The following is a 22,786-nucleotide window of genomic DNA, read 5'->3' on the forward strand; positions in this document are numbered from 1 at the left end:
CTGGATTGCCCGATCAAGCCGGGCGATGACAGCGGAATATGTGTCTGGCGACCTCACACCAGCGCCTTGCCGCCGGCGAAAGCTGCGGCCGTTGCTTCGTCAGTCGCTTCCACCGGCAACAGCATTTCGTTGTGCGCCTTGCCGGACGGGATCATCGGGAAGCAGTTTTCCAGCGCCGCAACACGGCAATCGAACAGCACCGGGCGCTTGACCTTGATCATCTCCTTCAGCGCGCCGTCGAGATCGCCAGGCTTGACCGCCTGGATGCCAACGCAGCCGAAGGCGTCCGCGAGCTTGACGAAATCCGGCAGCGCTTCGGAGTACGAATGCGACAGCCGGTTGCCGTGCAGAAGCTGCTGCCACTGCCGCACCATGCCCATGTACTGGTTGTTCAGGATGAAGATCTTGATCGGCAGTTCAAACTGAACCGCCGTCGACATTTCCTGCATCGTCATCTGCACCGAGGCGTCGCCGGCGATGTCGATCACGAGGCTGTCGCGATGCGCGACCTGTACACCGAGCGCGGCCGGCAGGCCGTAGCCCATGGTGCCCAATCCTCCCGACGTCATCCAGCGATGCGGCTCCTCGAAACCGAAGAACTGCGCGGCCCACATCTGGTGCTGGCCGACCTCGGTCGTGATGTAGGTGTCGTGGCCGCGCGTCGCCTCGAACAGCTTCTGGATGGCGTATTGCGGCAGGATGACGTCGTTGCTCTTCTTGTAGGCGAGCGAATTGCGCGCCCGCCAGGTAGCGATCTCCTGCCACCAGGTCTTGATGTCAGGCTTCTTCGCTTCGGCCTTGAACACCTGCAACAGGTCGCCCAGCACGTTGCCGACATCGCCGATGATCGGTACGTCGACACGGATGTTCTTGTTGATCGAGGATGGATCGATGTCGATGTGGATCTTCTTCGAGCCCGGCGAGAACGCGTCGGTGCGGCCGGTGATGCGGTCGTCGAAGCGCGCGCCGACACACAGCATGACGTCGCAACCATGCATCGTCATGTTGGCCTCGTAGGTGCCGTGCATGCCGAGCATGCCGAGCCAGTTCTTGCCCGACGCCGGATAGGCGCCCAGCCCCATCAGCGTCGAGGTGATCGGGAATCCGGTGACCTCGACCAGCTCGCGCAGGAGCTTCGACGCCTCGGGCCCGGAATTGATGACGCCGCCGCCGGAATAGATCACCGGCCGCTTGGCGGAAGCCAAGAGCGCTACCGCTTTACGGATCTGCGTCGGGTCGCCCTTCACGCGCGGCGTGTAGGAAACGTGCACATCGTCCTTGCGCGGCGGATGATAGGTACCGGTTGCGAACTGCACGTCCTTGGGGACATCGACCACGACCGGGCCAGGACGGCCTGAACTCGCGACATAGAAGGCTTCGTGCAGCACTTTTGCGAGATCGTTGACGTCGCGCACCAGCCAGTTGTGCTTGGTGCAGGGACGGGTGATGCCGACGGTGTCGCATTCCTGGAACGCGTCGTTGCCGATCAAGTGAGTAGGAACTTGCCCGGTGATGCAGACCAGCGGGATCGAATCCATCAGCGCGTCCGTCAGCGGCGTCACCATGTTGGTGGCGCCGGGGCCCGACGTCACCAGCACGACGCCCGGCTTGCCGGTCGAGCGCGCATAGCCTTCGGCGGCGTGGCCGGCGCCCTGCTCGTGCCGCACCAGGATGTGTTCGACCTCGCTCTGCTGGAAAATCTCGTCATAGATCGGAAGCACGGCGCCGCCGGGATAGCCGAAAATGTGCTGGACGCCATGATCGATGAGCGCGCGCACGATCATCGCGGCGCCGGTCATCTGATTGGGGTCGTTGCTCTGGTCGGTCATGGTCTGCTCCGGATGCGCTGTTGGCGCGGCTTCTTTCGGTTGTCTGTCCTGGGAAATAAAAAGGGGCCCGAGAGGCCCCATGCACACCGCCTGAATTTGGGTGGCCGCTAGCCACCCCCGGCGGTGCGCCTGGGTACGACGACGATAAGGAGTTTGGTAATAATATTACGCATTTTGCGGCTCGGACTTCCCAAAGGTTGCGCGGGTTATACCGTCCGGCTCCTGGAAGTCAAGGGATGGACGCTTTCGGCGCGATTTAGGCAGTGTAACCGTGTTCCGGCCATTCGGCGAGGGGGAATTTTGCGCGTGCAGCCATGCGGCGGGGCGTTACTCCGACGTCATTCCGGAATGGTCCGAAGGACCAGACCCGGAATCTCGAGATTCTCAGGTGCGCAAGTGCGCACCATAGTTCGCTTCGCGCCCCGGAATGACGGTGCCGACCCACCCCCTCGCCGCTTCCGGCGTTACCCATTCAAACTCCGGCAGTTGGTGCCGGAACCAGGTGAATTGCCGTTTTGCGTAGTGACGGGTATCGGCGCGGCCGATTTCAGCGGCCTCTTCGCGCGTGATCTCGCCGCCGAGGTAGCGGATCAAGGCCGGCACGCCATGGGCCTTCATCGCCGGCAGCAAGGGATCGAGTTTTCGCGCAGCGAGCGCGGCGACTTCTTCCAGCGCACCAGTGTCCAGCATCGCGCCGAACCGCGCATCAATCCGCGCATAAAGCTGGTCGCGTTCGGGCGCGAGGAAAAGTGCCATGAATTCGCCCGGCGGCAGCAGCGGCGGCAGACCTTCGCGATGCCAGTCGGGCAGCGCGCGGCCGGTCGCCTCGATCACCTCCAGCGCGCGGGCAATCCGGGTGCGGTCACGCGGCTTCAGGCGTTCGGCTGACACAGGATCGCGCAGTGCCAACTCTGCATGCAGCGCCTCGACGCCATCGCGCTCCAGCCGGGCGCGCACGGCTTCGCGCACTTCCGGGGGGATCGCCGGCACCGCGGAGAGGCCGCGCGTCAGCGCCTTGAAGTAGAGGCCGGAGCCGCCAATGAAGATCGGCAGACGTCTTTCCGCGCGCGCTTCCGCCAGTACCTTTTCGGCATCCGCCACCCAGGCGCCCGCCGAGAAATTGACCGCGGCATCGACATGGCCATAGAGCCGGTGCGGAACGCGCGCCTCCTCCTCCGTCGGCCGGGCCGTGATGATGCGGAGATCGCGATAGACCTGCATGGAATCGGTGTTGATGACGACGCCGCCGGCCTTTTGCGCCAATTCGAGCGCCAGGGCCGACTTGCCGCTGGCGGTCGGCCCTGCGATAAGCACGGCCTTGCTCAAACTAAGCTGATGCGCCTGCATGTCCCTCGTCGCCACCCTCATCTGCAACCCGGCCAATCCGGCGCTCGACAGTACCATTGTCGACGGCGCGCTGGCGGTTCTCCCCTCGCCGGGAACGGCGCAATGGCTGTTCAACGAGGTCGCAGTCGACATTCCCTTCGACAGCAAGGTCAATAGCCCGGACGACATCAAGGCGATCGAAACCCGCCTGCAACAGGCGCGCGGCGACCTGCCGATCGACATTGTCGTGCAGCCTGCCGCGACAAGGCGCAAGAAGCTTTTTCTGGCAGACATGGATTCCACCATGATCGGCCAAGAATGCATCGATGAGCTGGCCGACTTCGCCGGGCTGAAAGCCCACGTCGCCGCCATCACCGAACGCGCCATGCGCGGCGAGATCGAGTTCGAGCCGGCGCTGCGCGAGCGCGTCGCGCTGTTGAAGGACATGCCGGTCGGCGTGGTCGACGAGGTGCTGGCCAAGCGCATCACGCCGACGCCGGGAGGCCGCGAGCTGGTCATGACCATGCGCGCCAACGGCGCTTACACCTGCCTGATCTCGGGCGGCTTCACGCTGTTCACCACTGCGGTGGCGGCAAAAATCGGCTTCCAGGAAAACCGCGCCAACGAGCTGAAAGTGCGCGACGGCAAATTCACCGGCGAAATCACTGAACCGATTCTCGGCCGCGCCACCAAGCTCGCGACGTTGATCGAGCTGCGCGAATCCTTCGACCTCGACGAGATCGACACGCTGGTGACCGGCGACGGCGCCAACGACCTCGGCATGATCCAGGCGGCGGGACTCGGCGTCGCCTATCACGCCAAGCCGGCGGTTGCGGCTGCCGCCGCCGCGCGGATCGACTACGGCGATCTCACTGCGTTGCTCTATGCGCAGGGCTATCGGCGCGAGGAGTTCGCGGACTAATTGAAAACGGTTCGTTGCTCACGCCAGCAACGTGAACCTATTGCGACGATGAGCAACCTTAAGTAGCTTGCACAAAAGAGCATCTTAAGAGGTCGCAATGAGCCAACCTAGGACGGTTGATCGTGGCGTTTCACTTATCAAATTCGTACTAGGACTCTTAAGGGCTCACCCGGACGGCATGCGTCCGCGCGATATCTACGCGGAGATCGAATCAAAGCTCCCGCTGGATGATTTCGACAAGGAGATAATGAAGGGATCGGGGCTGCCGCGGTGGCGCGCCGCGCTGCACTTCCTTTCCGTCGCGGCAACCAAGGCCGGATTGCTCGTCAAGTCGGACGGACGATGGCGCGTCACGGATGAGGGCCAGAAGTTCGTGACCCTGCCTGACTACGAACTCAAGCGCCTGATGCGATCCCGTTACCGGGAAGCGCTGGAGCCATCAGAAGAGCAAGATCGACGCCGGAATTGCCAACGCCGTCGATGAAACGCCGCCACCCGATACGTCGGTCCTGTTCGAGGATGCCAAGGAAAAGGCGCGCGATGAAATCGACACCTATCTCGACACCCTTTCGGGCTACGAGTTTCAGAACCTGGTCGCCGCGCTGCTGGAAGGGATGGGGTACGCCACCAGCACCGTTTCAAAACCGGGCTCGGATGGCGGGACGGATATCCTGGCCTATATCGATCCGCTGGGCGCGCAGACGCCGCATATCCGGGTCCAGGTGAAACACCGCGACCAGACGGCGTCGCGGGAAGATGTCGCAGCGCTTCGCGGCATCATCCGGGGTAACCGCGAAATCGGCTTGTTCGTTTCTTCCGGCGGCTTCTCACGTGAGGCGCGCCGTGAAGCCGGCAACGGCGCTGTCCACATCGAGCTGGTCGACCTCGACCGCTTTCTCGAACTCTGGCTGCAGCACTACAGCAAGATACCCGAAGTGAAGCGGTCGAAGCTGCGCCTCGAGCCGATCCACTTTCTGGCCGTGGTCTCGCTGACGTGACCGTCGTCCCTGCGAACGCAGGGACCCATACGCCGCGGCCTAACCGTGACGCGATGGGGCCAGTTACCTTTGCTTCAATCGGCGCGGTGGTTATGGGTCCCTGCGTTCGCAGGGACGACATGGTCGGGCGGAGCAGCCACCACGCTCACACAGCGTTACTGCACGCTGAGCGCCACGAAGCGCAATTCGCCCTCGCCGTTCGAGACCAGCAGCAGCACCGACTTCTTGCCGTCCTTCTTGAGCTGGTCGACGCGCTTCTTGATGTCGGCGGCATTGGTGACCGCCTCCTGCGCCACCTCGACGATGACGTCGCCGGCGGAGAGCCGCTTTTCGGCGGCATCGGAGGAGCCGTCGACACCGGTCACGATGACGCCCTTCACGCTCTCCTTGATCTTGTACTTCGTGCGCAGGTCCTTGCTCAGCGTGGCAAGATCGAGCCCGAGCGCCTTTTGCGTCACCGGCTTCTCGACGGGGTCTTCCTTGGTCTTGGCGGCGGCCTGCTGCACCTTTTCAGTATCCTCGAGGCGGCCGAGCGTGACCTTGCGGGTCTCCTCGTTACCCTTGCGGATGATGACGACGTCGACTTCCTTGCCGACCGCCGTGTCGGCGACGACGCGGGAAAGATCCTTCGGATCCTTGACGTCCCTGCCGTCGAACTTGACGACGACGTCGCCGGGCTCGATGCCGGCGGGCTTCGCCGGTCCCTTGTCATCGACGCCGGCCACCAGTGCGCCGCGAGCGGGCTTGATATTGAGGCTTTCGGCGATCTCGTCGGTGACCTGCTGAATGCGCACGCCGAGCCAGCCACGGCGCAATTCGCCGAACTGCTGCAGCTGATCGACCACGCGGGACACCGTCTTCGACGGCACCGCGAAACCGAGACCGATTGAACCGCCGGTCGGCGAGATGATCAGCGTGTTGACGCCGACGACTTCGCCTTCGAGGTTGAACAGTGGACCGCCGGAATTGCCGCGGTTGATGGAGGCGTCGGTCTGGATGTAGCTGTCATACGGTCCCTGGCTGATGTCGCGGTTGCGCGCCGACACGATGCCGGCCGTGACCGAGCCGCCGAGGCTGAAGGGGTTACCGATCGCGATCACCCATTCGCCGAGCCGCAGCTTGTCGGAATCGCCGAACTTCACCGCAACGATCGGCTTCACCGGCTTGAACTTCAGGACCGCGATGTCGGTCTTCTTGTCGACGCCGACCAGCTCCGCCTTGATCTTGGTGCCGTCGTTCATGATCACATTGATCTCGTCGGCATCCGCGATGACGTGATTGTTGGTGACGACGACGCCTGCGGCATCGATGATGAAGCCGGAGCCGAGCGAATTGGTCTTGCGCGGCGGCTGCATTTCGCCTCGCTCGCCGCCCTTGGGCGATCCGCCACGCCGGTTCTTGAAGAAATCGTCAAAGAACTCCTCGAACGGCGAGCCCGGCGGCAATTGCGGCATGGCCTCGCGGCCGCCCCCCTTGGCCTCCACGCTTTGCGAGGTCGAGATATTGACGACGGAGTCGATCACCTTTTCGGCGATGTCAGCGATGCCATCAGGCCCGCGCGCGCTGGCCGGCGCCGACGCCAGCATGCTGGCGGCGCTGAACGAGATCGCAATCCCCAGCAGGCGCAGGCGGCTCGTCAAAGCGGGTCTGACACCGGTCATATCGGGTTATCTCCAAAAGGGGTCGATTTGGGTCCACACTGCGCCCGAACGGGTCCGAGGCGCAAGCATCTGCACCTGATATTCCGGCGAAAAACCGGCGCCAGACGGCTCACGATTGCGTTGGTGCCGGAGCTGTTTTTCGGCCGTTGATTACCGTCATTCCGGGGCGCATCGAAGATGCGAACCCGGAATCTCGAGATTCCACAATGTGCAATTGCACATTGGGGTTCACGCTTCGCGTGCCCCGGAATGACGGCGGCTGGAACTACCGCCGCACGAACCAGATCAGCAGCAGACCGACAACCGCCGAAACTATGCCGACGATCCGCAGGATGTTGTCCGGCGTTGCCAGCGCGCTCTTCATCGCCCGACGCATCCATGCCGGGCTCGCAGCGAACATCAGGCCTTCGAGCACAAAGAGGATGCCCACACCGATGAGGAAGTCGGCGAACGCTATGGACCTCATCGGATGGCATCCCCCCGCTATTCAAGCGCCTTTTGCTTTTATGCCGGCGAAGCGGCCCCTCCGCTTCGCCGTTGACCGGATATATCCCCGGCCCGAGATTTACTGCTTCGGTGCCGCGGCCGCCGGCGGGTGGCCGGACGGATTGGCAAAGAAGCGGAAGAACTCGGAATCCGGCCGTAGCAGGAAACGGGTGTCGTTGGAGCGGAGCCCGGTCTCGTAAGCCGACATCGAACGATAGAAGGCGAAGAAATCCGGATCCCGACCATAGGCCTCGGCGAACAGCCGGTTGCGCTCGGCGTCACCCGCACCGCGCGTCTGCTCGGCGGTCGAATTGGCCTCCGCAACGATAACGGTCGCCTCGCGATCGGCCTTCGAGCGGATCTCCTGCGCCTTCTGGCCGCCCTGGGCGCGGAACTCCTGGGCCTCGCGCTCACGCTCGGTCTGCATACGCTTGTAGACCGCTTGGCTGTTCTGTTCCGGCAGGTCGGCGCGTCGGATACGCACGTCGACCACCTGAATGCCGTACTGGTCGGCCTCCCTGTCGAGTTGCTCGCGGATGCGCGTCATCAAGCCGTCGCGTTCGTCGCGCACCACATTGATGAAGCTGACCTCGCCAAGCACGCGGCGCAGCGCCGCGTTCAACAGCGTGGTGAGCTGGACGTTGGCGGCCTGGATCGAGCCGATGCTCTGATAGAAGCGCAGCGGGTTCTTGATCCGGTAGCGGGCGAAGGCGTCGACCACGAGCCGTTTCTGGTCGGAAGCGATGACTTCCTGCGACGGATTTTCCAGATCGAGAATGCGCTTGTCGATGTTGATGACAGTATCGATGAACGGCGCCTTGAAGTTCAGGCCCGGCTCGGACACGACGGCCACGGGCCGGCCGAGCCGGACCACGAGCGCCTGCTGGGTCTGCTGCACCGTGAAGATCGAGCTGTAACCCACGATCACGAGGGCGAACAGCAGGATCAGGCTGACAATACCTGCAACCGGAGACCTCATCGCGTGCCTCCGCTCTGCTGCTGACCGGCGGTCGGCGCCGGACGGCGCGGCGTCAATTCGCTGAGCGGCAGATACGGCACGAGGCCTTGGCCTTGCCCGTTGTTGCCGCCGTCATAGACCAGCTTCTCGGACCCGCCGAGAATCCGCTCCATCGTCTCCAGGTAAATTCGCTGCCGCGTCACGTCCTTGGCCTTGTTGTATTCTTCGTACACCTTCGTGAAGCGCGCGCTCTGGCCCTTGGCCTCGGCGATCGCCTGTTCCCTGTAGCCTTCGGCGACCTGCAGAATCTGCGCAGCGCGGCCGCGCGCGTCGGGCACGACGCGGTTGGCATAGGTCTGCGCCTCGTTCTGCAGGCGCTCGAAGTCGGCGCGCGCAGCCTGCACATCGCGGAACGCGTCGATCACCTGCGCGGGCGGGTCGACCTTCTGCATCTGCACCTGCGTGATCTGAACGCCGGAGCCGTAGCTATCCAGCGTCTTCTGCATCAGCTCATGGACGGCCTGCTCGGTCGTGTTGCGCGCGCCGGTGAGGATCGGCTGGATCTGCGAACGCCCGATCACCTCGCGCATCGCGCTTTCGGCCACGGCCTTCACCGTGCCTTCCGGATTCTGGATGTTGAAGAGGAAATCGCCAACGCCGTTGGGCTTGATCCGCCACAGCACGGTGAAATCGACGTCGACGATGTTTTCGTCGCCGGTCAGCATCAGGCTTTCTTCCGGCACGTCCCGCATGGTGCGGCCGCGCCGCGCCGGGTCGTCGATCAGCGACATGCCGACAGAGAGGGTGGACACGCGCAGCGCCTTCGGCAGCAGCACGGTTTCGATCGGATAGGGCAGATGATAGTTCAGACCGGGCTCCACGGTGCGCACATGCTTGCCGAAGCGCAGCACCACGCCGAGCTCTTCCGACTGCACGCGGAAGAAGCCCGACAATCCCCAGATCACCAGCGCGCCGGCCAGCACCAGCGCGATGCCCATACTGCTGAAATGCCCACCCGGCAGCAGCTGCTGCAGCCTGTCCTGGCCGCGCCGCAGAAGGTCCTCCAGATCAGGCGGCCTCGGCCCGACCGACTGCGGTCCACCGCCCCACGGTCCTTTGGGACCCTGACCCCAGGGGCCCCCGCCTTGATTCTTCCACGGCATATAAACTCTCCTCTGCGGGGGGACCCGCGTCCGCCTGTTGGGGGATGCCTCAGCCTCGCATATCTGCCCGGCTTTATAGGGGACCGCCCGGGCCCTTACAACGCAAGCTTCCTGCTCGAAGCAGCTATGCCTGACGCCATAATTGTCAATGCAAACATTGGTTAGCGAGGTTAACGCTGATGGCGCCGGCGAAATGTCACATAGGAGAAATCGGCACTGTCGTCCGGACCGGCCGGATTTCGCACGCGCGCCACCTCTTCCCATGCGGTTGGATCAAGCGCCGGGAAACGCGTGTCGCCCTCGGGACGGGCGTGCACCTCGGTAATCTCCAGGCGATCGGCGCTGTCCATCCATTGCGCGTAGATTTCCGCACCGCCAATCACGGCGATCTCAGTGGCGAAACGTCGCAGCGCATCGCCGGTGGCGATCGCCTTAGCGTCGGCGAAGGAATGGGTAACCACGACGCCGTCGGCACGGAAGCCGCTGTCACGGGTGACGACGATATTGGTCCGTCCGGGTAGCGGCCGTCCGATCGAGACGAAAGTCTTGCGTCCCATCACCACAGGCTTTCCCGTCGTCAGCGCCTTGAAGTGCGCCATGTCGGATTTCAGCCGCCACGGAATGGCGCCGGCTGCGCCGATCACGCCGTTCTCCGCGACCGCTACGACGAAAACAATTTCCATCATCGCGTCCCCTGCGCCAGCGCCGCAAGCGCCGGACCGCCGACCCGGCAAATCGTCCACTCGTCCATCAGCTCCGCGCCGAGCGATTTGTAGAACGCGATCGACGGCGTGTTCCAGTCGAGCACCGACCATTGCAGACGCGACCAGCCATTCGCCACGCATTCCCTTGCGAGATGCACAAGGAGTGCCTTGCCGATTCCCTTGCCGCGCAGCGCCGGACGGACGAACAGATCTTCCAGATAGATTCCGGAGCGGCCGCTGAAGGTCGAGAAATTGACGAACCAGACCGCGAAGCCGGCAGGCATCCCGTCCCATTCGGCGATTTCGCAGAACAGGCGCGGATTGGCGCCGAACAGGGCCGTGTCAATGTCGGCTTCGGTCGCCTCCACTTCGTGCAGCAGCTTTTCGTATTCGGCGAGTTCGCGAACGAAGGACAGGACAAGTCCCGCTTCGCCCGGGCGCGCACGGCGGATCGTGAGAGACATCAGATGCTCACACCGCGACTCATACCGCGACTTCGGCCTTGATATGCGGGTGCGGGTCGTAGCCTTCGAGCGCGAAATCCTCGTAACGGAAGGCGAAAATGTCCTTCACATCAGGATTGATCTTCATGGCAGGCAATTGCCGCGTCGGCCGCGTCAATTGCAACCGCGCCTGTTCGAGATGGTTGGAGTAGAGATGCGCATCGCCGAGCGAATGCACGAAATCGCCGGGCTTCAATCCCGTCACCTGCGCGACCATCATGGTCAGCAACGAATAGGACGCGATGTTGAAGGGCACGCCGAGGAACACGTCGGCCGAGCGCTGATAGAGCTGACAGGAAAGCTTGCCGTTGGCGACGTAGAACTGGAACAGACAGTGACAGGGCGGCAGCGCCATCTTGTCGACGTCGGCCGGATTCCAGGCGCTCACGATCAGGCGCCGCGAATCCGGGTTACGTTTGATCATGTCGATGACGTTCGAGATCTGGTCGATGCTGCGGCCGTCCGGCGCCGGCCATGAGCGCCATTGCGATCCATAGACCGGACCGAGATCGCCGTTGGCGTCGGCCCATTCATCCCAGATCGAAACGCCGTTGTCTTTTAGGTACTTGATGTTGGTGTCGCCGGCCAGGAACCAGAGCAATTCGTGCACGATCGCCTTCAGCGGCAGCCGCTTGGTGGTCAGCATCGGAAAGCCGGACGAAAGGTTGAACCGCATCTGGTGACCGAAGATCGACAGCGTGCCGGTACCGGTGCGGTCGTGCTTCTCCGCGCCGTCGCTGAGAATACGTTCGAGCAGGTCGTGATACTGGTTCATGGCTGGTGCTTCAGGCCTTTATCGGGACGGCGAATTTAGCGGCCGGGACATCCGATCGACACGCCGATTCGGCGTCAAACACCGATTATACCCGGAAAAATGATCATCTCCCGGACAAACGACAAGGGGCGGAACCAGCGTCCCGCCCCCTTGCCCATAGCCTTGATTGTATGGATCAATTGACCGCCTTGAGCACCGGCGTCCACTTGGCGATTTCGTTCTTCACGAGTGTTCCCAGCGCCGCCGGGGTGCGATCCGCGGCCGGCGGGATGACGCTGCCGAGTTCGAGCAGGCGCTTGCGCACGGTTTCGTCGTCCAGCGCCTTGAGCACCGCAGCGTTCAATTTGGCGACGACATCGGGTGGCGTTCCCTTCGGCGCGAAGATCGCGTTCCACGCCTGGGCCTGGAACGCCGGCAGGCCGGCCTCGGCGGTAGTGGGAACGTTGGGCAGCGATGGATTGCGCTCGGGCGTTGCCACCGCATAGGCCTTGATGGTGCCGCCATTGATCTGCGGCACGGCGTTGACGATCTGGTCGCACATGTAATCGACCTGCCCGGCCACCAGCGCGTTCATCGCCGGACCAGTGCCGTTGAAGGGCACGCCGATCGGCTTCACGCCAAGCACCGAGTGCAGCAATTCGCACGATACGTTCGATACCGAGCCGACGCCTGCATGTGCGGCGTTGATCTTGGACTCATTCGCTTTGACGTAGGCGATGAATTCCTTGAGATCCTTCGGCGGCAGGTCCTTGCGCGCCAGGATCAGGATCGGCGTGCCGGCGAGCAATCCGACCGGTTCGAAGTCCTTTTCCGGGTGATAGGCGAGCTTGGGATAAAGCGGCACGGAGGCCGCATGTGTGCCCATATGCCCGGTAATCAGCGTATAGCCATCATTGGCGGCCCGCGCCGCGCGCGTCGTGGCGGTGGTGCCGCCAGCGCCGACCACGTTTTCGATGATGATGGTCTGACCGAGCGTCTGCGCCATGTGGCCGGTGACGATGCGCGCGATGACGTCAGTCGGCCCGCCCGCCGCGAACGGCACGATCATGGTGATGTTACGCGTCGGATAGGCCTGCGCCAGCGCCTGCGACGAGGACAAGCCCAGTCCGGCAAGCACTGCCAGAAAACCGCTCGCCAGCGAGCGACCGTACCAATTCATTCTGATCTCCCGAAATCCGTTACAAATGCCGAACCCGCCGGGTCGGCATTTTCCATGGCATAGAAAATTAGCCCGAAGTCGACCAGACTTCGGGCTGCGGCGCACCGACGCAGGTCAGTTCTCCGACTCGACGAAAACCTCGTCGCGCTTCTTGCGGAGCGCTGGCAGTACCGTAAGGACCAGCAACGCTGCGGCAATTGCCATCAACACCGCCGACAGCGGCCGCGTCAGGAAGACTGACCAGTCGCCGCGCGAGATCAACAGCGCCCGCCGCAGGTTCTCTTCCATCAGCGGCCCAAGCACCATGCCGAGCAGCAAAGGCGCCGGCTCGAAATCGTGCTTGATCAGCCAATAGCCGACCAGGCCGAAGGCGCCGGCGATCATGACATCCGTTGGCGCATTGTTCACGGAGTAGATGCCGATGCAGCAGAAGATGACGATGGACGGGAACATCAGGCGATACGGCACGCGCAGGAGCCGCACCCATATCCCGACCATCGGCAGGTTGATGATGAGGAGCATGAGATTGCCGACCCACATCGAGGCAATCATGCCCCACACGAGATCCGGCTGCTTCTGCATCACCTGCGGACCCGGCACGATGCCGTGAATCGTCATCGCGCCGACCATCAGCGCCATGACGGCGTTGGGCGGGATGCCGAGCGTGAGCAACGGGATGAAGGAGGTCTGGGCGGCCGCATTGTTGGCGCTCTCGGGCGCTGCGACGCCGCGGATTTCGCCATGACCGAACCTCGAGGGATTCTTCGCGACCTTCTTCTCAAGCGTGTATGCCGCGAACGATGCGATCGTAGCGCCACCGCCTGGCAGGATGCCGAGAATCGATCCGAGCACGGTGCCGCGCAAGATCGCAGGGGTCGACTCCTTGAGATCCTTCCCCGTCGGCATCAGTCCCGAGACCTTCTCCTGAACCAGCTTGCGATCGGTTTCGCCGCCGGCATCGAGATTGCGAATGATCTCCGCAAACCCGAACAGTCCCATCGCCAGCGTGGCAAAACCGAGACCGTCAGCCAGTTCGGGAATGTTGAAGGCCATGCGGGACGCGCCCGTCTCGATGTCGGACCCGACCATGGACAGCAGCAGGCCCATCACGATCATCGCGATCGCCTTCAGCACCGAGCCTTTCGCGAGCACAACCGCGAAGATCAGGCCGAGCACCATCAGCGAGAAGTATTCGGCAGGACCGAACGCCAGCGCCACCCTGGTGAGCGGCGCGCCCAGGAGCGCAATCAGCACGGTCGCGACACAGCCGGCGAAGAACGATCCGATCGCGGCGATCGCGAGCGCCGGACCGGCGCGGCCTTTTTTCGCCATCTGGAAGCCGTCGAGCGCGGTGACCACAGAACCGGCCTCGCCTGGAATGTTCACCAGGATCGACGTGGTCGAACCGCCATATTGTGCGCCGTAGTAGATGCCGGCCAGCATGATCAGCGCGCCTACCGGGGGCAGACCAAAGGTGATCGGCAGCAGCATGGCGACGGTGGCGATGGTGCCGATGCCCGGCAGCACGCCGACCAGCGTGCCGACCAGCGCGCCGATCAGACACAGGAGAATGTTGACCGGGATCGGAATGGATGCGCCGCCAAGAAAAGCGGGGCTCCACTGCACGAACTGGAAAACGACGCCGAAACCGAGTCCAAGATTTGTGAAGATATCTCCCATCACGCCCTCACCGGATCATGAAAGTCGGCAGGAGCTGCAAAGGCAGGCCGAGCGCATACGGAAACAACAGGCTGCAAAACGTCGTCAGGCAGACGGCAACGATCACCGTTTCCACCCACTTCGTCTCCGGTGTCCCGCATGCCGCGATGAGGAAGCTGGCCATGGCGGCAAAGATCATCCCCATGGACCGGATCGTGAAAGCAAACGTCAAAATCGCGACGGTTACGAAGAAAGGTCCCCGCCAATGGTATTTCGCAAGATGAGGACCTTCGGTGACAACGCCAACGATGGCGATCAGGGCGCCCAGTCCCAGCAGCAAGAACGCGAACATCCGCGGCGCAGTACCGGCACCGAACGAAAAGCCGCGCATGCCCTGCAGGTCGCTCGATGCCCAGAGGGCAAACGCGGCAATCGCCATCAGGGCAATCCCGCCGACGAATTCCTGCGGATTCCGAACCCATTTCGGCATGATGGATTTAACCGGCGCTTGGCCCGGCGTAGCGTTCATCGATACTCCTCCCCCAAAAGGCGGATACGCCCGCTTGTTTGGATAACTTGAAAGCTTGTCCCGGAAACTTGCTAGCGACTTTCGTCGGACAACGCCAGCAAAACCAAAAACGGTTTTGGGCCGAACGGCAAATGACGCCTCAAGACCATAATCAAGCCCGCCGACGGGCCACCGACCGCAACCATTGCGATTGCATCGCCGCAGTACCCCCGGACGACGGGCCATTAGGCTGCACGACCCGCGCTGGCCGGGCTAGCACGGATGCGGGCCCCGGAGGTCCACGACGCCCATTACATTTCGGCAATGATCGAATCCGTGGCGAAACCGCAACTGGACGACATCAAACCGAAAGTCCAGGGCCTCGTTCCGGTCCCGTTCAGCGTCCTCGGCCCTGTTTTTCTTCCGACTTGCACCCTATATTGGGCGTGCCGGTTCGCCGGCTATGGAAATAAATGACCGTCGCAATAAACCATTCGGACCCGGGGGCAGTACCCGGCGCCTCCACCGAAGCCCACCCCGAAAGGGTTGGGTTCCGGCGGGGGCGAAACAGGATCGACGAGGGCGTAAAGGGCGCGTTTTTTCTCGGTATGGTTCCGCCGATATCGGGCCATGCAATAGTTGCAAACGACAACTATGCTCCGGTTGCTCAGGCTGCGTAACGCAGTTTGAAAGACCAATCTAAAGTCCTAGCGGGTTAAGCTCCGCTAGGCGGGGTCCGGAGGCACCTGGCAACAGAAGCCTCCACTTAATTTCTTTCATTTTCGGCCGACGGAGCCGTTGCTGCAAATTCGATCCGTCGCGCCTGCTGACCTGCGGCTCCCGCCGGGGTAGCATGGGGCAAAGGGGCGAGTCGGGGGACCGGCGGCCACAGACGTAACAGGACGACCATGGCAACCGATCATATCCGTTATGACGTGCTGGCGCGCGACGCGCTGCGCGGAGTATTGCGCCGCGTGCTGTCCGACGCCGCCGAACACGGCCTGCCCGGCGAGCATCATTTCTTCATCACCTTCCTGTCCACCGCCGACGGCGTGAAGCTCTCGCCGCGGCTTTTGGCGCAATATCCGGAAGAGATGACGATCATCCTGCAGCATCAGTTCTGGGATCTGGTGGTGATGGAGGATCGTTTCGAGGTCGGCCTGTCGTTCGGCGGCATTCCCGAGCGGCTGGTGGTGCCGTTCGCCGCGATCAAGAGCTTCCTCGATCCGTCGGTGCAGTTCGGCCTGCAATTCGAGCCGTCGGAAACCATCGCCGAGGCGCCGCCCGCGGCGAAGCTGCCGGCGGTTCCGGCAGCGTCCGCCCTGCCCGTCGCCGCGCCGGAGCCCGAGCCCGCCGCGGAAAGCAAGGACGAGCCAGCCAAGACGAGCGAAGGCGCGGAAGTGGTTCGGCTGGATCGTTTTCGCAAGAAATAATCTAAGCGCGGGAAGCTCCGCCTCGCTGTAGTGTACACGTTCCGCCATTTCACGGCGCAACGGACATTACACATGGCTCGATCAGAAACATCTCGAAACAATTCCACCCGCAGCGAGACCGACAGCTTCGGTCCGATCGACGTTGACGCCGATCGGTACTGGGGCGCGCAGACGGAGCGCTCGCGGCAGAATTTCAAGATCGGCCAGGATCGCATGCCGCTGGCGATCGTCCATGCGCTCGGCCTCGTCAAACTCGCCGCCGCCCAGACCAACCTGGAGCTCGGACTGATCGATGCGCGCAAAGCCAACGCCATCATCCGCGCCGCGCGCGAGGTAATCGACGGCAAGCTCGACGATCACTTTCCGCTGGTCGTCTGGCAGACCGGCTCCGGCACCCAGACCAACATGAACCTCAACGAGGTGATCGCCAACCGCGCCAACGAGTTGCTCGGCGGCAAGCTCGGCGCCAAGGAGCCGGTTCATCCCAACGACCACGTCAACATGAGCCAGTCGTCGAACGATTCATTTCCGACGGCGATGCATATCGCCGCCGCCGAACGCATCATCGCCGACCTGATTCCGGCGCTCGACGAACTGCATCGCGAATTGCGCAAGAAGGAGAAGGCGTTCGCCAAGATCGTCAAGATCGGGCGGACCCATACCCAGGACGCAACGCCGCTGACGCTGGGGCAGGAATTCTCGGGCTACGCCGCGCAGGTCGAGAGCGGGATCGCGCGGCTGCGGACGGCGGTGAAGGAACTGTTCCCGCTGGCGCAAGGCGGCACCGCGGTTGGAACCGGCCTCAATTCGAAGCCGAAATTTGCCAAACTGTTCGCAAGCCAGGTCGCGAAAATCACCAAGCTGCCCTTCACCAGCGCGCCCAACAAGTTCGAGGCGCTGGCTTCCAACGACGCCTATGTCAGCGTGCACGGCGCAATCAATTCGGTGGCGACCGGCCTGTTCAAGATCGCCAACGACATTCGCCTCTTGGGATCGGGCCCGCGTTCCGGTCTCGGCGAATTAATCCTGCCGGAAAACGAACCGGGCTCATCGATCATGCCCGGCAAGGTGAACCCGACGCAGTGCGAGGCGATGACCATGGTGTGCTGCCAAGTGTTCGGCAACCAGACGGCCATCACCGTCGCCGGCAGCCAGGGGCATTTCGAATTGAATGTTTACAAGCCGGTGCTGGCATATTGTATGATACATTCCATTCAACTGCTGTCGGACGCGGCGCGCTCGTTCACCGAGCATTGCGTCGTCGACATCCGCGCCGACGAAAAGCGAATCCGCGAGTTGATGGAGCGATCGCTGATGCTGGTCACCGCGCTGGCGCCGAAGATCGGATACGACAACGCGGCGAAGGTCGCCAAATCAGCTCACGCACGTGGAACGACGTTGAAGGAAGAGGCTGTGCGTCTCGGCTTTGTGGACGCCGCAGAATTCGAACGCCTGGTGCAGCCGGACAAAATGACACACCCGGGCTGATGGCCGCATCGCCCCCCGGGAAACTACGGATGAGAGCTAGAAATTATGGATCATATCGGAAGAATGAGGTTGATCATCTATCGCGATTGCGTTGATGCATGGTAGGAGCAGGAATTATTCGGTTTTTCGCAGAGCGAAATTTATTTTTTGATGCTATCAATGAGCGCTACACGGGGATTCCGGATGACCATTCAATTTGCTTGCGTGCTACGCGACTTTTTTCTGCCCCATGAATCATCATGCCTTCGAGTCGCCGGATGATGGAGACGAGCATGGGAGACGTGATCAATCTGAAGCGATTCAAGAAGCGTAACGAACGGGAACAATCGGCAAAGCAGGCCGATGCCAACCGCGCGCGGTTTGGCCGGACCAAAGCCGAACGCACGCTCGACGAACGTCGCAAGGATCGCGCTGCCGATCTTCTGGACCAACACAAGCTCGATGACGGAGAGGCGTCATGAAGTCACCCGTCGTCAAGCGCTCGATCGTCGTCGCCGGCCACAAGACCAGCGTCAGCCTCGAAGAGGCTTTCTGGAACGGCATGAAGGAAATCTCGGGCCTGCGGAACATGACGCTGTCCGAACTGGTCGGCGAGATCGACGGCAACCGCCAGCAAGGCAATCTGTCCTCGGCGATCCGCCTCTTCGTGCTCGACTACTTCCGCACCCGCGCCATGCCGGCCGCCGCGCCGCCGGACGCACCGCGGCCGCAGGCTTAGACCTCGATCAGGCGAGCGCGTTACACGGCGCGCCCGCCCGCTTCATCGCAGGGCTCAATAAACGAGTCCGGTGCCGGGCGGCTTTTCGAGCGCCGCGGCCAGCGACCGATACTCCTCGCAGCCGGTGCCGCAGATCGCCGCGATCCGCGTCAGATGATACGACGCCTGGTCGCGATTGCCCTGCTCGATCTGCCACAGGCCATAATACTGCCAGGTCAGCACGTGCTTCGGGTCCGCCTTCAACGCGCGCTCGTACCAAGTCTGCGACAGACTGTAGTCGCCGAGCTTGCGATAGGAATAGCCGATCAGGTTGGCAACGTTGGCGTTGTCGTCGCGGCCGAGCGCCTTCAGCTGCGCGATGGCGTCGGCGTAGTCCTGTCGTTCGTAGATCGTTGCATGCGCGGCGCGATACCCCTGCCTGAACGCGGCATCGTCGGCGCTCGACTGTTTGTTGGTCTTCTTCTTGGCTTTCGAGCTCGACTTCGGACCCGCCCCCGTGTTGGGCGGCGGCGGGGCGGCCGAGGGCGGGTCGCCACCGCCGCCTGCGGCAAAGGCCGGAACGGATGGCGGCGAAGCGATCAGAACCATTGAAAACATGGCCAGCGTTGCAAGCTTGATGGCCGACTTCATCATGCGAACCTCCGATTTTCCTTACGTCAGTGAAACCATGGTCCAGCCGCAGGTACTGACCCCGCCGCACGCGAAGTATTCCCGCCACTCGCCTGGAAAGCGTTGCGCCTTGCGGCAGGCTGGAGGAATGCGTATCTAGTTGATGGGCGTCACAGTTCCCCCGCAAGGGCAGTTGGCGGAACATCGAATACGATCTGAAGACGCCCTATCGGGAATCCCTGGAGAGAGAAATGGACATCGCAAAGCTGACCCCGCCTCGCGACCTCCGTCCATTTTCGGAAGCTCTCCATGCCTGCCCTCCTTGTTCTGGATTCCATATCCCTCATCACGCCTGACGGACGCCCGCTGTTCGATGGACTGACGCTCGCGATCGGCCGCGAGCGAACCGGCCTTGTCGGCCGCAACGGCAGCGGCAAGTCCACCTTGCTGCGCCTGATCGCGGGCGACATCGAACCCGCCGGCGGATCGCTGCAGCGCATCGGCTCGATCGGCATGCTGGCGCAACTGACCGATGAACGGCTGACGGTCGACGAGGCTCTCGGCGTCACGGGCGGTCTTGCCCGGTTGCAGCGGCTCGACCACGGCGAAGGATCGCTCGATGACGCCGCGCAGGCGGACTGGACGCTGGAAACGCGGATACAGGCGGCGCTGACCGAAGCCGGATTGCCGTCACTGCCGCTGGACCGCCCGATCGTCTCCCTGAGCGGCGGCGAGCGGACGCGGGTCGCGCTGGCGCGCCTCCTGATCGAGGCGCCGGACCTGTTGCTGCTGGACGAGCCCACCAACAACCTCGATGCCGACGGCAGGCAGGCCGTGGCGCAGTTGCTCGAGCGCTGGCAGGGCGGCGTCCTCGTCGCCAGCCACGACCGCGCACTGTTCGAACGCGTCGACCGCATCGTCGAACTGACGCCGGTCGGCATCACGATATTCGGCGGCGCATGGCCGGCCTTTGCCGAAGCGCGTGACGCCGCCCGCGCCCGCGCCGCCGACGATCTCGAACGCGCCTCGGATGCCCTGCGCAATACCGAGCGCGCGGTGCAGAAGGCGCGGGAAAAGAAAGCGCGCCGCGACAAGGCCGGCCGCGCCTGGCGCGCCAAGGGCATCGAGGACAAGATGTTCATGGACCGCGAGAAGGAGCGCGCCGAGAACAGCGCCGCGCGCGACAGCCACCTCGCCGGCCGCCTGCTCGGCGAGCGCACCGAGGCGCTGGAGACGGCGAAGGCGCAGGTCGAGATCCTGACGCCGCTGTCGATCGATCTGCCGCGCACCGATCTGCCTGGCGGCCGCGAACTCGTTGCGTTCAGGGACGTCGTGATGACCTTCGGCGAACGCCGCCTGTTCGGACCGCTGTCGTTCGACATACGCGGACCTGAGCGGATCGCCGTGCGCGGCGCCAACGGTTCCGGCAAGACCACCTTGTTCCGCCTGCTAATCGGCGAGCTGAAACCTGCGAGCGGCGACGTCGCTCGCCGCACCGAGCGTATTGCCGTGCTCGACCAGCACATCGGCCTGCTCGATCCCGCAATGAGCATTCTCGATAATCTGCGACGCCTCAATCCGGAGCTCTCGGCCAACGCAGCGCACGCGGCGCTGGCGCGCTTCGCATTCCGTAACAAGGCAGCGCTGCAGATCGCATCGACGCTCAGCGGCGGCGAGCGGCTGCGCGCAGGTCTCGCCTGCGTGTTCGCGCGCCCGCAGCCGCCATTTCTGCTGCTGCTCGACGAGCCGACCAACCATCTCGATCTCGCTTCGATCGAGGAGCTGGAGGGCGCGCTGAAAGGATTCGACGGCGCGCTGATCGTGGTCAGCCACGACGAGGCATTCTTGCGGGCGATCGGGATCGAAAGGGAAATCGTGCCCGGCTAGGCCTGCGCACCGAGAATCGATGGAGGAATCAAGCGATAAATGCGCGATGAACGTTTTACGTGACCAATGCCACTAAGCTCATGATGAGCACCTGAGCCCGGCTCTTAGAGGCTCTCATAAAGGCTCTCGGAGAGATGGGAATCCGGCGATGAATCGTCTAACGAAAAACATCTTGCATATCGGCGGCGGCCTGGCCGTCGTGACAATCGTCGCGGCCACGATGCTCAATCAGCGCCTGGATCTCCTTCATCATTGTGACAGTGGTTTTTCAAAGTTCATCAGCTGCACCTACCAACGGTCATCGAAAAGCATCGGCCAAGGGACCCCGATATTCACCACTCCGTCGAGTTCGCCTCCGACGTTCCAGCCAAGCTACGTCGACGTCACGTCATGGGCCGTTGCCCATTGTCCGCAGAATTACATCGCCAGGCGCCTGTTCTGCGCCGCCTCGGTCACGGCACCCGTAGAGGCCGCGAGCGACGATCCCGACACCGGGCTGCCGGTGCCCAAGCCCTGGGTCCTCAGGACGGCGAAGAACTCACGGTTCATCGTGTCGGTTCACGTCGAGACGCCGCTCGATCTCGCGGCTGCGCTCGGCTTCTATCGCGGCGCGCTGAGCAAGCGCGGCTGGACGGAGAATGGCGACGCGCTCGTCGAGCCGGACCGGGCCGTGATCGCGTTCACGACATCAGATGGACCGGCGCTGCTCCGCCTTGTCTATCAGGACCACAGGACGATCGCGGACCTGTCGCGGCATAAGTCCGCCGCCGCGAATGCCGGCATCCTGCCGCGGCCGGGGCAGGTAAGGCTGCGGCTCGGCAACGCCACCGATGAAGAGACCGTCATCACCATCAACGAGCAGACCATCAAGTTGGCGGCTCGCGCCGGACGCGACTTGACGGACGATCCTGAAACCGGACGCAAATCGCCCGATAGCCCGGAGATCGATCTGCCGCCGGGCAAATACAAGGTCGCCCTCAAGGTCGCGAACGGCGCGGCGCAGAGCCGGGAGTTCGAGGTCGCTGCCGACGAGACCTGGGGCCTGCTGGTCGGTCCGGCCGGCGCCCCGCTCCCCGTGCACGTTTATTGACGCGCGGAGGTTCGGGTTGGGCCATTAGCTGAAGTTGCAGGCTGTTCGAGCAAGCAGTTTACCGCCGCTTAGGCGTTAAAGCTGACGGATGGCGTTCTTCGCTCAGTGTTCCTTCGTTCTATCGAACGCCAATAGCCATAGACGAAATAAAAGCCTCGACCTGCCGCAACATACGCGGCCAAACATCGATCGGCTTCTCGGTGTCGAGAACGCCAAGCTTTACGAGTGATCCGTCGCGGAGCCGGCCCCAGATCATACATTGGTTGCTTGGTTGCTCGGTCCCAGCGGGACCACAAACTGCATTAATCATGGAGCCGAAAAAGATGGGCTCGATCGAAGTGATCTCAAACCTTGGCCCTTGAACGATTTTTCGAAACAAGCCGTCCGGCGTTGTTTGGCCACCTTCTGCAACAGGAACGTTTGCGCGAAGCGAACTATTGATAGCCAGGGGAAAAATACCGACGAGTTCAGCGCGGTCGGCATCCTCGCGAGCCCAAGCAATGAGGCTTTTCATTGGAAAGGAAATGCTGTCAACTACTACCGGTGGGCTCTGCGGAGATTGGCAATATTGCTTGGTTCGGAAATTATTCTGAAAATAGTCCCGCGTAGGTAAAGCCCGTTCAGGCGAGTAATGCGGCTGAAGCGCAGCCGGAATACGATACTCGATCCCGTTTACCTGTAATCTGACTGCATCAGCAACTATGCAAGTAGCTTCGCCAGATCCGAATGCAAGAATGTAACTTAAGGCGAGAGTCGCAGCCAAAAACAGCGTAAGGAGGAAAGCGAACGTAGTACGACGCATGTCCATCCTCTGATTGTATCTGGGCGCACTAGCCGTCGTCTTTTGGTTGCGGAGTTACATCGCGTCAACTGCCGGCATTGCCGCATGCTCAATTTTCAATGAACAAGT

General features: G+C 62.7%; 23 protein-coding genes and 1 other RNA gene. 10 read left to right on the plus strand and 14 right to left on the minus strand.

What is annotated here, in order from left to right; genetic code table 11:
• Positions 1-53: 53 nt before the first annotated feature.
• Positions 54-1,829 (minus strand): acetolactate synthase 3 large subunit, encoded by a 1,776-nt coding sequence (locus LMTR21_RS30645; protein WP_065752645.1) that lies wholly within the window; start codon positions 1,827-1,829, stop codon positions 54-56.
• Between the two features lie 384 nt (positions 1,830-2,213).
• Positions 2,214-3,176, minus strand: a complete 963-nt coding sequence (gene miaA / locus LMTR21_RS30650) for a tRNA (adenosine(37)-N6)-dimethylallyltransferase MiaA (protein WP_065752646.1) — start codon at positions 3,174-3,176, stop codon at positions 2,214-2,216.
• On the opposite strand from miaA, the gene serB reads away from it, so the two are divergent.
• The 3 genes from serB to LMTR21_RS30665 all read left to right on the plus strand — a co-directional run bounded on the left by serB (position 3,175) and on the right by LMTR21_RS30665 (position 5,075).
• Positions 3,175-4,077 carry a phosphoserine phosphatase SerB gene (serB, locus tag LMTR21_RS30655; RefSeq protein ID WP_065752647.1) on the plus strand — a complete coding sequence of 301 codons (903 nt, stop codon included), beginning with the start codon at positions 3,175-3,177 and terminating at the stop codon, positions 4,075-4,077. The genes miaA and serB overlap by 2 nt on opposite strands.
• A gap of 97 nt (positions 4,078-4,174) precedes the next feature.
• Complete coding sequence (locus LMTR21_RS30660) at positions 4,175-4,561, plus strand: winged helix-turn-helix domain-containing protein (RefSeq protein ID WP_084030579.1); 387 nt, start codon at positions 4,175-4,177, stop codon at positions 4,559-4,561.
• Between the two features lie 130 nt (positions 4,562-4,691).
• Entirely contained in the window at positions 4,692-5,075 is a 384-nt protein-coding gene (locus LMTR21_RS30665; protein WP_065752649.1) for a restriction endonuclease, read from the plus strand.
• Between the two features lie 155 nt (positions 5,076-5,230).
• Here LMTR21_RS30665 and LMTR21_RS30670 read toward each other — a convergent pair whose 3' ends face one another.
• The 10 genes from LMTR21_RS30670 to LMTR21_RS30715 form a co-directional block, all read right to left on the minus strand.
• Positions 5,231-6,736 (minus strand): Do family serine endopeptidase, encoded by a 1,506-nt coding sequence (locus tag LMTR21_RS30670; protein ID WP_065752650.1) that lies wholly within the window; start codon positions 6,734-6,736, stop codon positions 5,231-5,233.
• A gap of 265 nt (positions 6,737-7,001) precedes the next feature.
• Entirely contained in the window at positions 7,002-7,202 is a 201-nt protein-coding gene (locus LMTR21_RS30675) for a DUF2065 domain-containing protein (RefSeq protein WP_028350308.1), read from the minus strand.
• Positions 7,203-7,301: 99 nt separating this feature from the next.
• Positions 7,302-8,201: a protease modulator HflC gene (gene hflC, locus LMTR21_RS30680; protein WP_065752651.1), complete on the minus strand. Its 900-nt coding sequence runs from the start codon at positions 8,199-8,201 to the stop codon at positions 7,302-7,304.
• Positions 8,198-9,343, minus strand: a complete 1,146-nt coding sequence (hflK, locus tag LMTR21_RS30685) for an FtsH protease activity modulator HflK (RefSeq protein ID WP_065752652.1) — start codon at positions 9,341-9,343, stop codon at positions 8,198-8,200. Before hflK ends, hflC begins: the two co-directional genes overlap by 4 nt.
• A 170-nt stretch (positions 9,344-9,513) precedes the next feature.
• The gene (locus LMTR21_RS30690) at positions 9,514-10,026 is read right to left on the minus strand and encodes a dihydrofolate reductase (RefSeq protein WP_065752653.1); all 513 of its coding nucleotides are present in this window, start codon (positions 10,024-10,026) and stop codon (positions 9,514-9,516) included.
• The gene (locus tag LMTR21_RS30695; RefSeq protein ID WP_065752654.1) at positions 10,026-10,511 is read right to left on the minus strand and encodes a GNAT family N-acetyltransferase; all 486 of its coding nucleotides are present in this window, start codon (positions 10,509-10,511) and stop codon (positions 10,026-10,028) included. Before LMTR21_RS30695 ends, LMTR21_RS30690 begins: the two co-directional genes overlap by 1 nt.
• 19 nt (positions 10,512-10,530) lie before the next feature.
• Positions 10,531-11,325: a thymidylate synthase gene (locus tag LMTR21_RS30700; protein WP_065752655.1), complete on the minus strand. Its 795-nt coding sequence runs from the start codon at positions 11,323-11,325 to the stop codon at positions 10,531-10,533.
• 175 nt (positions 11,326-11,500) lie between these two features.
• Positions 11,501-12,484 (minus strand): tripartite tricarboxylate transporter substrate binding protein BugD, encoded by a 984-nt coding sequence (locus LMTR21_RS30705; protein ID WP_065752656.1) that lies wholly within the window; start codon positions 12,482-12,484, stop codon positions 11,501-11,503.
• A gap of 114 nt (positions 12,485-12,598) precedes the next feature.
• A complete protein-coding gene (locus LMTR21_RS30710; protein ID WP_084030581.1) occupies positions 12,599-14,164 on the minus strand; it encodes a tripartite tricarboxylate transporter permease in 1,566 nt (521 codons plus the stop codon).
• A gap of 7 nt (positions 14,165-14,171) precedes the next feature.
• Entirely contained in the window at positions 14,172-14,672 is a 501-nt protein-coding gene (locus tag LMTR21_RS30715; protein WP_065752657.1) for a tripartite tricarboxylate transporter TctB family protein, read from the minus strand.
• Positions 14,673-15,060: 388 nt separating this feature from the next.
• Between LMTR21_RS30715 and ssrA the strand changes: the two genes are divergently transcribed.
• The 5 genes from ssrA (at position 15,061) to LMTR21_RS30740 (ending at position 18,290) form a co-directional block, all read left to right on the plus strand.
• Positions 15,061-15,418: a transfer-messenger RNA gene (ssrA, locus tag LMTR21_RS30720) on the plus strand.
• A gap of 141 nt (positions 15,419-15,559) precedes the next feature.
• Entirely contained in the window at positions 15,560-16,084 is a 525-nt protein-coding gene (locus LMTR21_RS30725) for an SspB family protein (RefSeq protein ID WP_065752658.1), read from the plus strand.
• Positions 16,085-16,156: 72 nt separating this feature from the next.
• A complete protein-coding gene (fumC, locus tag LMTR21_RS30730; RefSeq protein ID WP_065752659.1) occupies positions 16,157-17,572 on the plus strand; it encodes a class II fumarate hydratase in 1,416 nt (471 codons plus the stop codon).
• Between the two features lie 272 nt (positions 17,573-17,844).
• Positions 17,845-18,033, plus strand: coding sequence for a DUF4169 family protein (locus LMTR21_RS30735; RefSeq protein WP_065752738.1), 189 nt, complete (start codon positions 17,845-17,847; stop codon positions 18,031-18,033).
• Complete coding sequence (locus tag LMTR21_RS30740) at positions 18,030-18,290, plus strand: ribbon-helix-helix domain-containing protein (RefSeq protein ID WP_065752660.1); 261 nt, start codon at positions 18,030-18,032, stop codon at positions 18,288-18,290. The genes LMTR21_RS30735 and LMTR21_RS30740 overlap by 4 nt, the downstream gene beginning before the upstream one ends.
• A 54-nt stretch (positions 18,291-18,344) precedes the next feature.
• Here LMTR21_RS30740 and LMTR21_RS30745 read toward each other — a convergent pair whose 3' ends face one another.
• Positions 18,345-18,923, minus strand: a complete 579-nt coding sequence (locus LMTR21_RS30745; RefSeq protein WP_065752661.1) for a tetratricopeptide repeat protein — start codon at positions 18,921-18,923, stop codon at positions 18,345-18,347.
• Positions 18,924-19,208: 285 nt separating this feature from the next.
• Here LMTR21_RS30745 and LMTR21_RS30750 point away from each other — a divergent pair, with 285 nt between their 5' ends.
• Both LMTR21_RS30750 and LMTR21_RS30755 read left to right on the plus strand, forming a co-directional pair.
• Complete coding sequence (locus LMTR21_RS30750) at positions 19,209-20,786, plus strand: ABC-F family ATP-binding cassette domain-containing protein (RefSeq protein WP_065752662.1); 1,578 nt, start codon at positions 19,209-19,211, stop codon at positions 20,784-20,786.
• 148 nt (positions 20,787-20,934) lie between these two features.
• Positions 20,935-21,876: a hypothetical protein gene (locus LMTR21_RS30755; protein WP_065752663.1), complete on the plus strand. Its 942-nt coding sequence runs from the start codon at positions 20,935-20,937 to the stop codon at positions 21,874-21,876.
• 118 nt (positions 21,877-21,994) lie between these two features.
• On the opposite strand, the gene LMTR21_RS30760 is transcribed toward LMTR21_RS30755, so the two are convergent.
• Positions 21,995-22,678, minus strand: coding sequence for a hypothetical protein (locus tag LMTR21_RS30760; RefSeq protein ID WP_141688267.1), 684 nt, complete (start codon positions 22,676-22,678; stop codon positions 21,995-21,997).
• Positions 22,679-22,786 lie beyond the last annotated feature (108 nt).

Origin of the sequence: Bradyrhizobium paxllaeri (assembly GCF_001693515.2) — a bacterium.
Taxonomy (GTDB): domain Bacteria; phylum Pseudomonadota; class Alphaproteobacteria; order Rhizobiales; family Xanthobacteraceae; genus Bradyrhizobium; species Bradyrhizobium paxllaeri.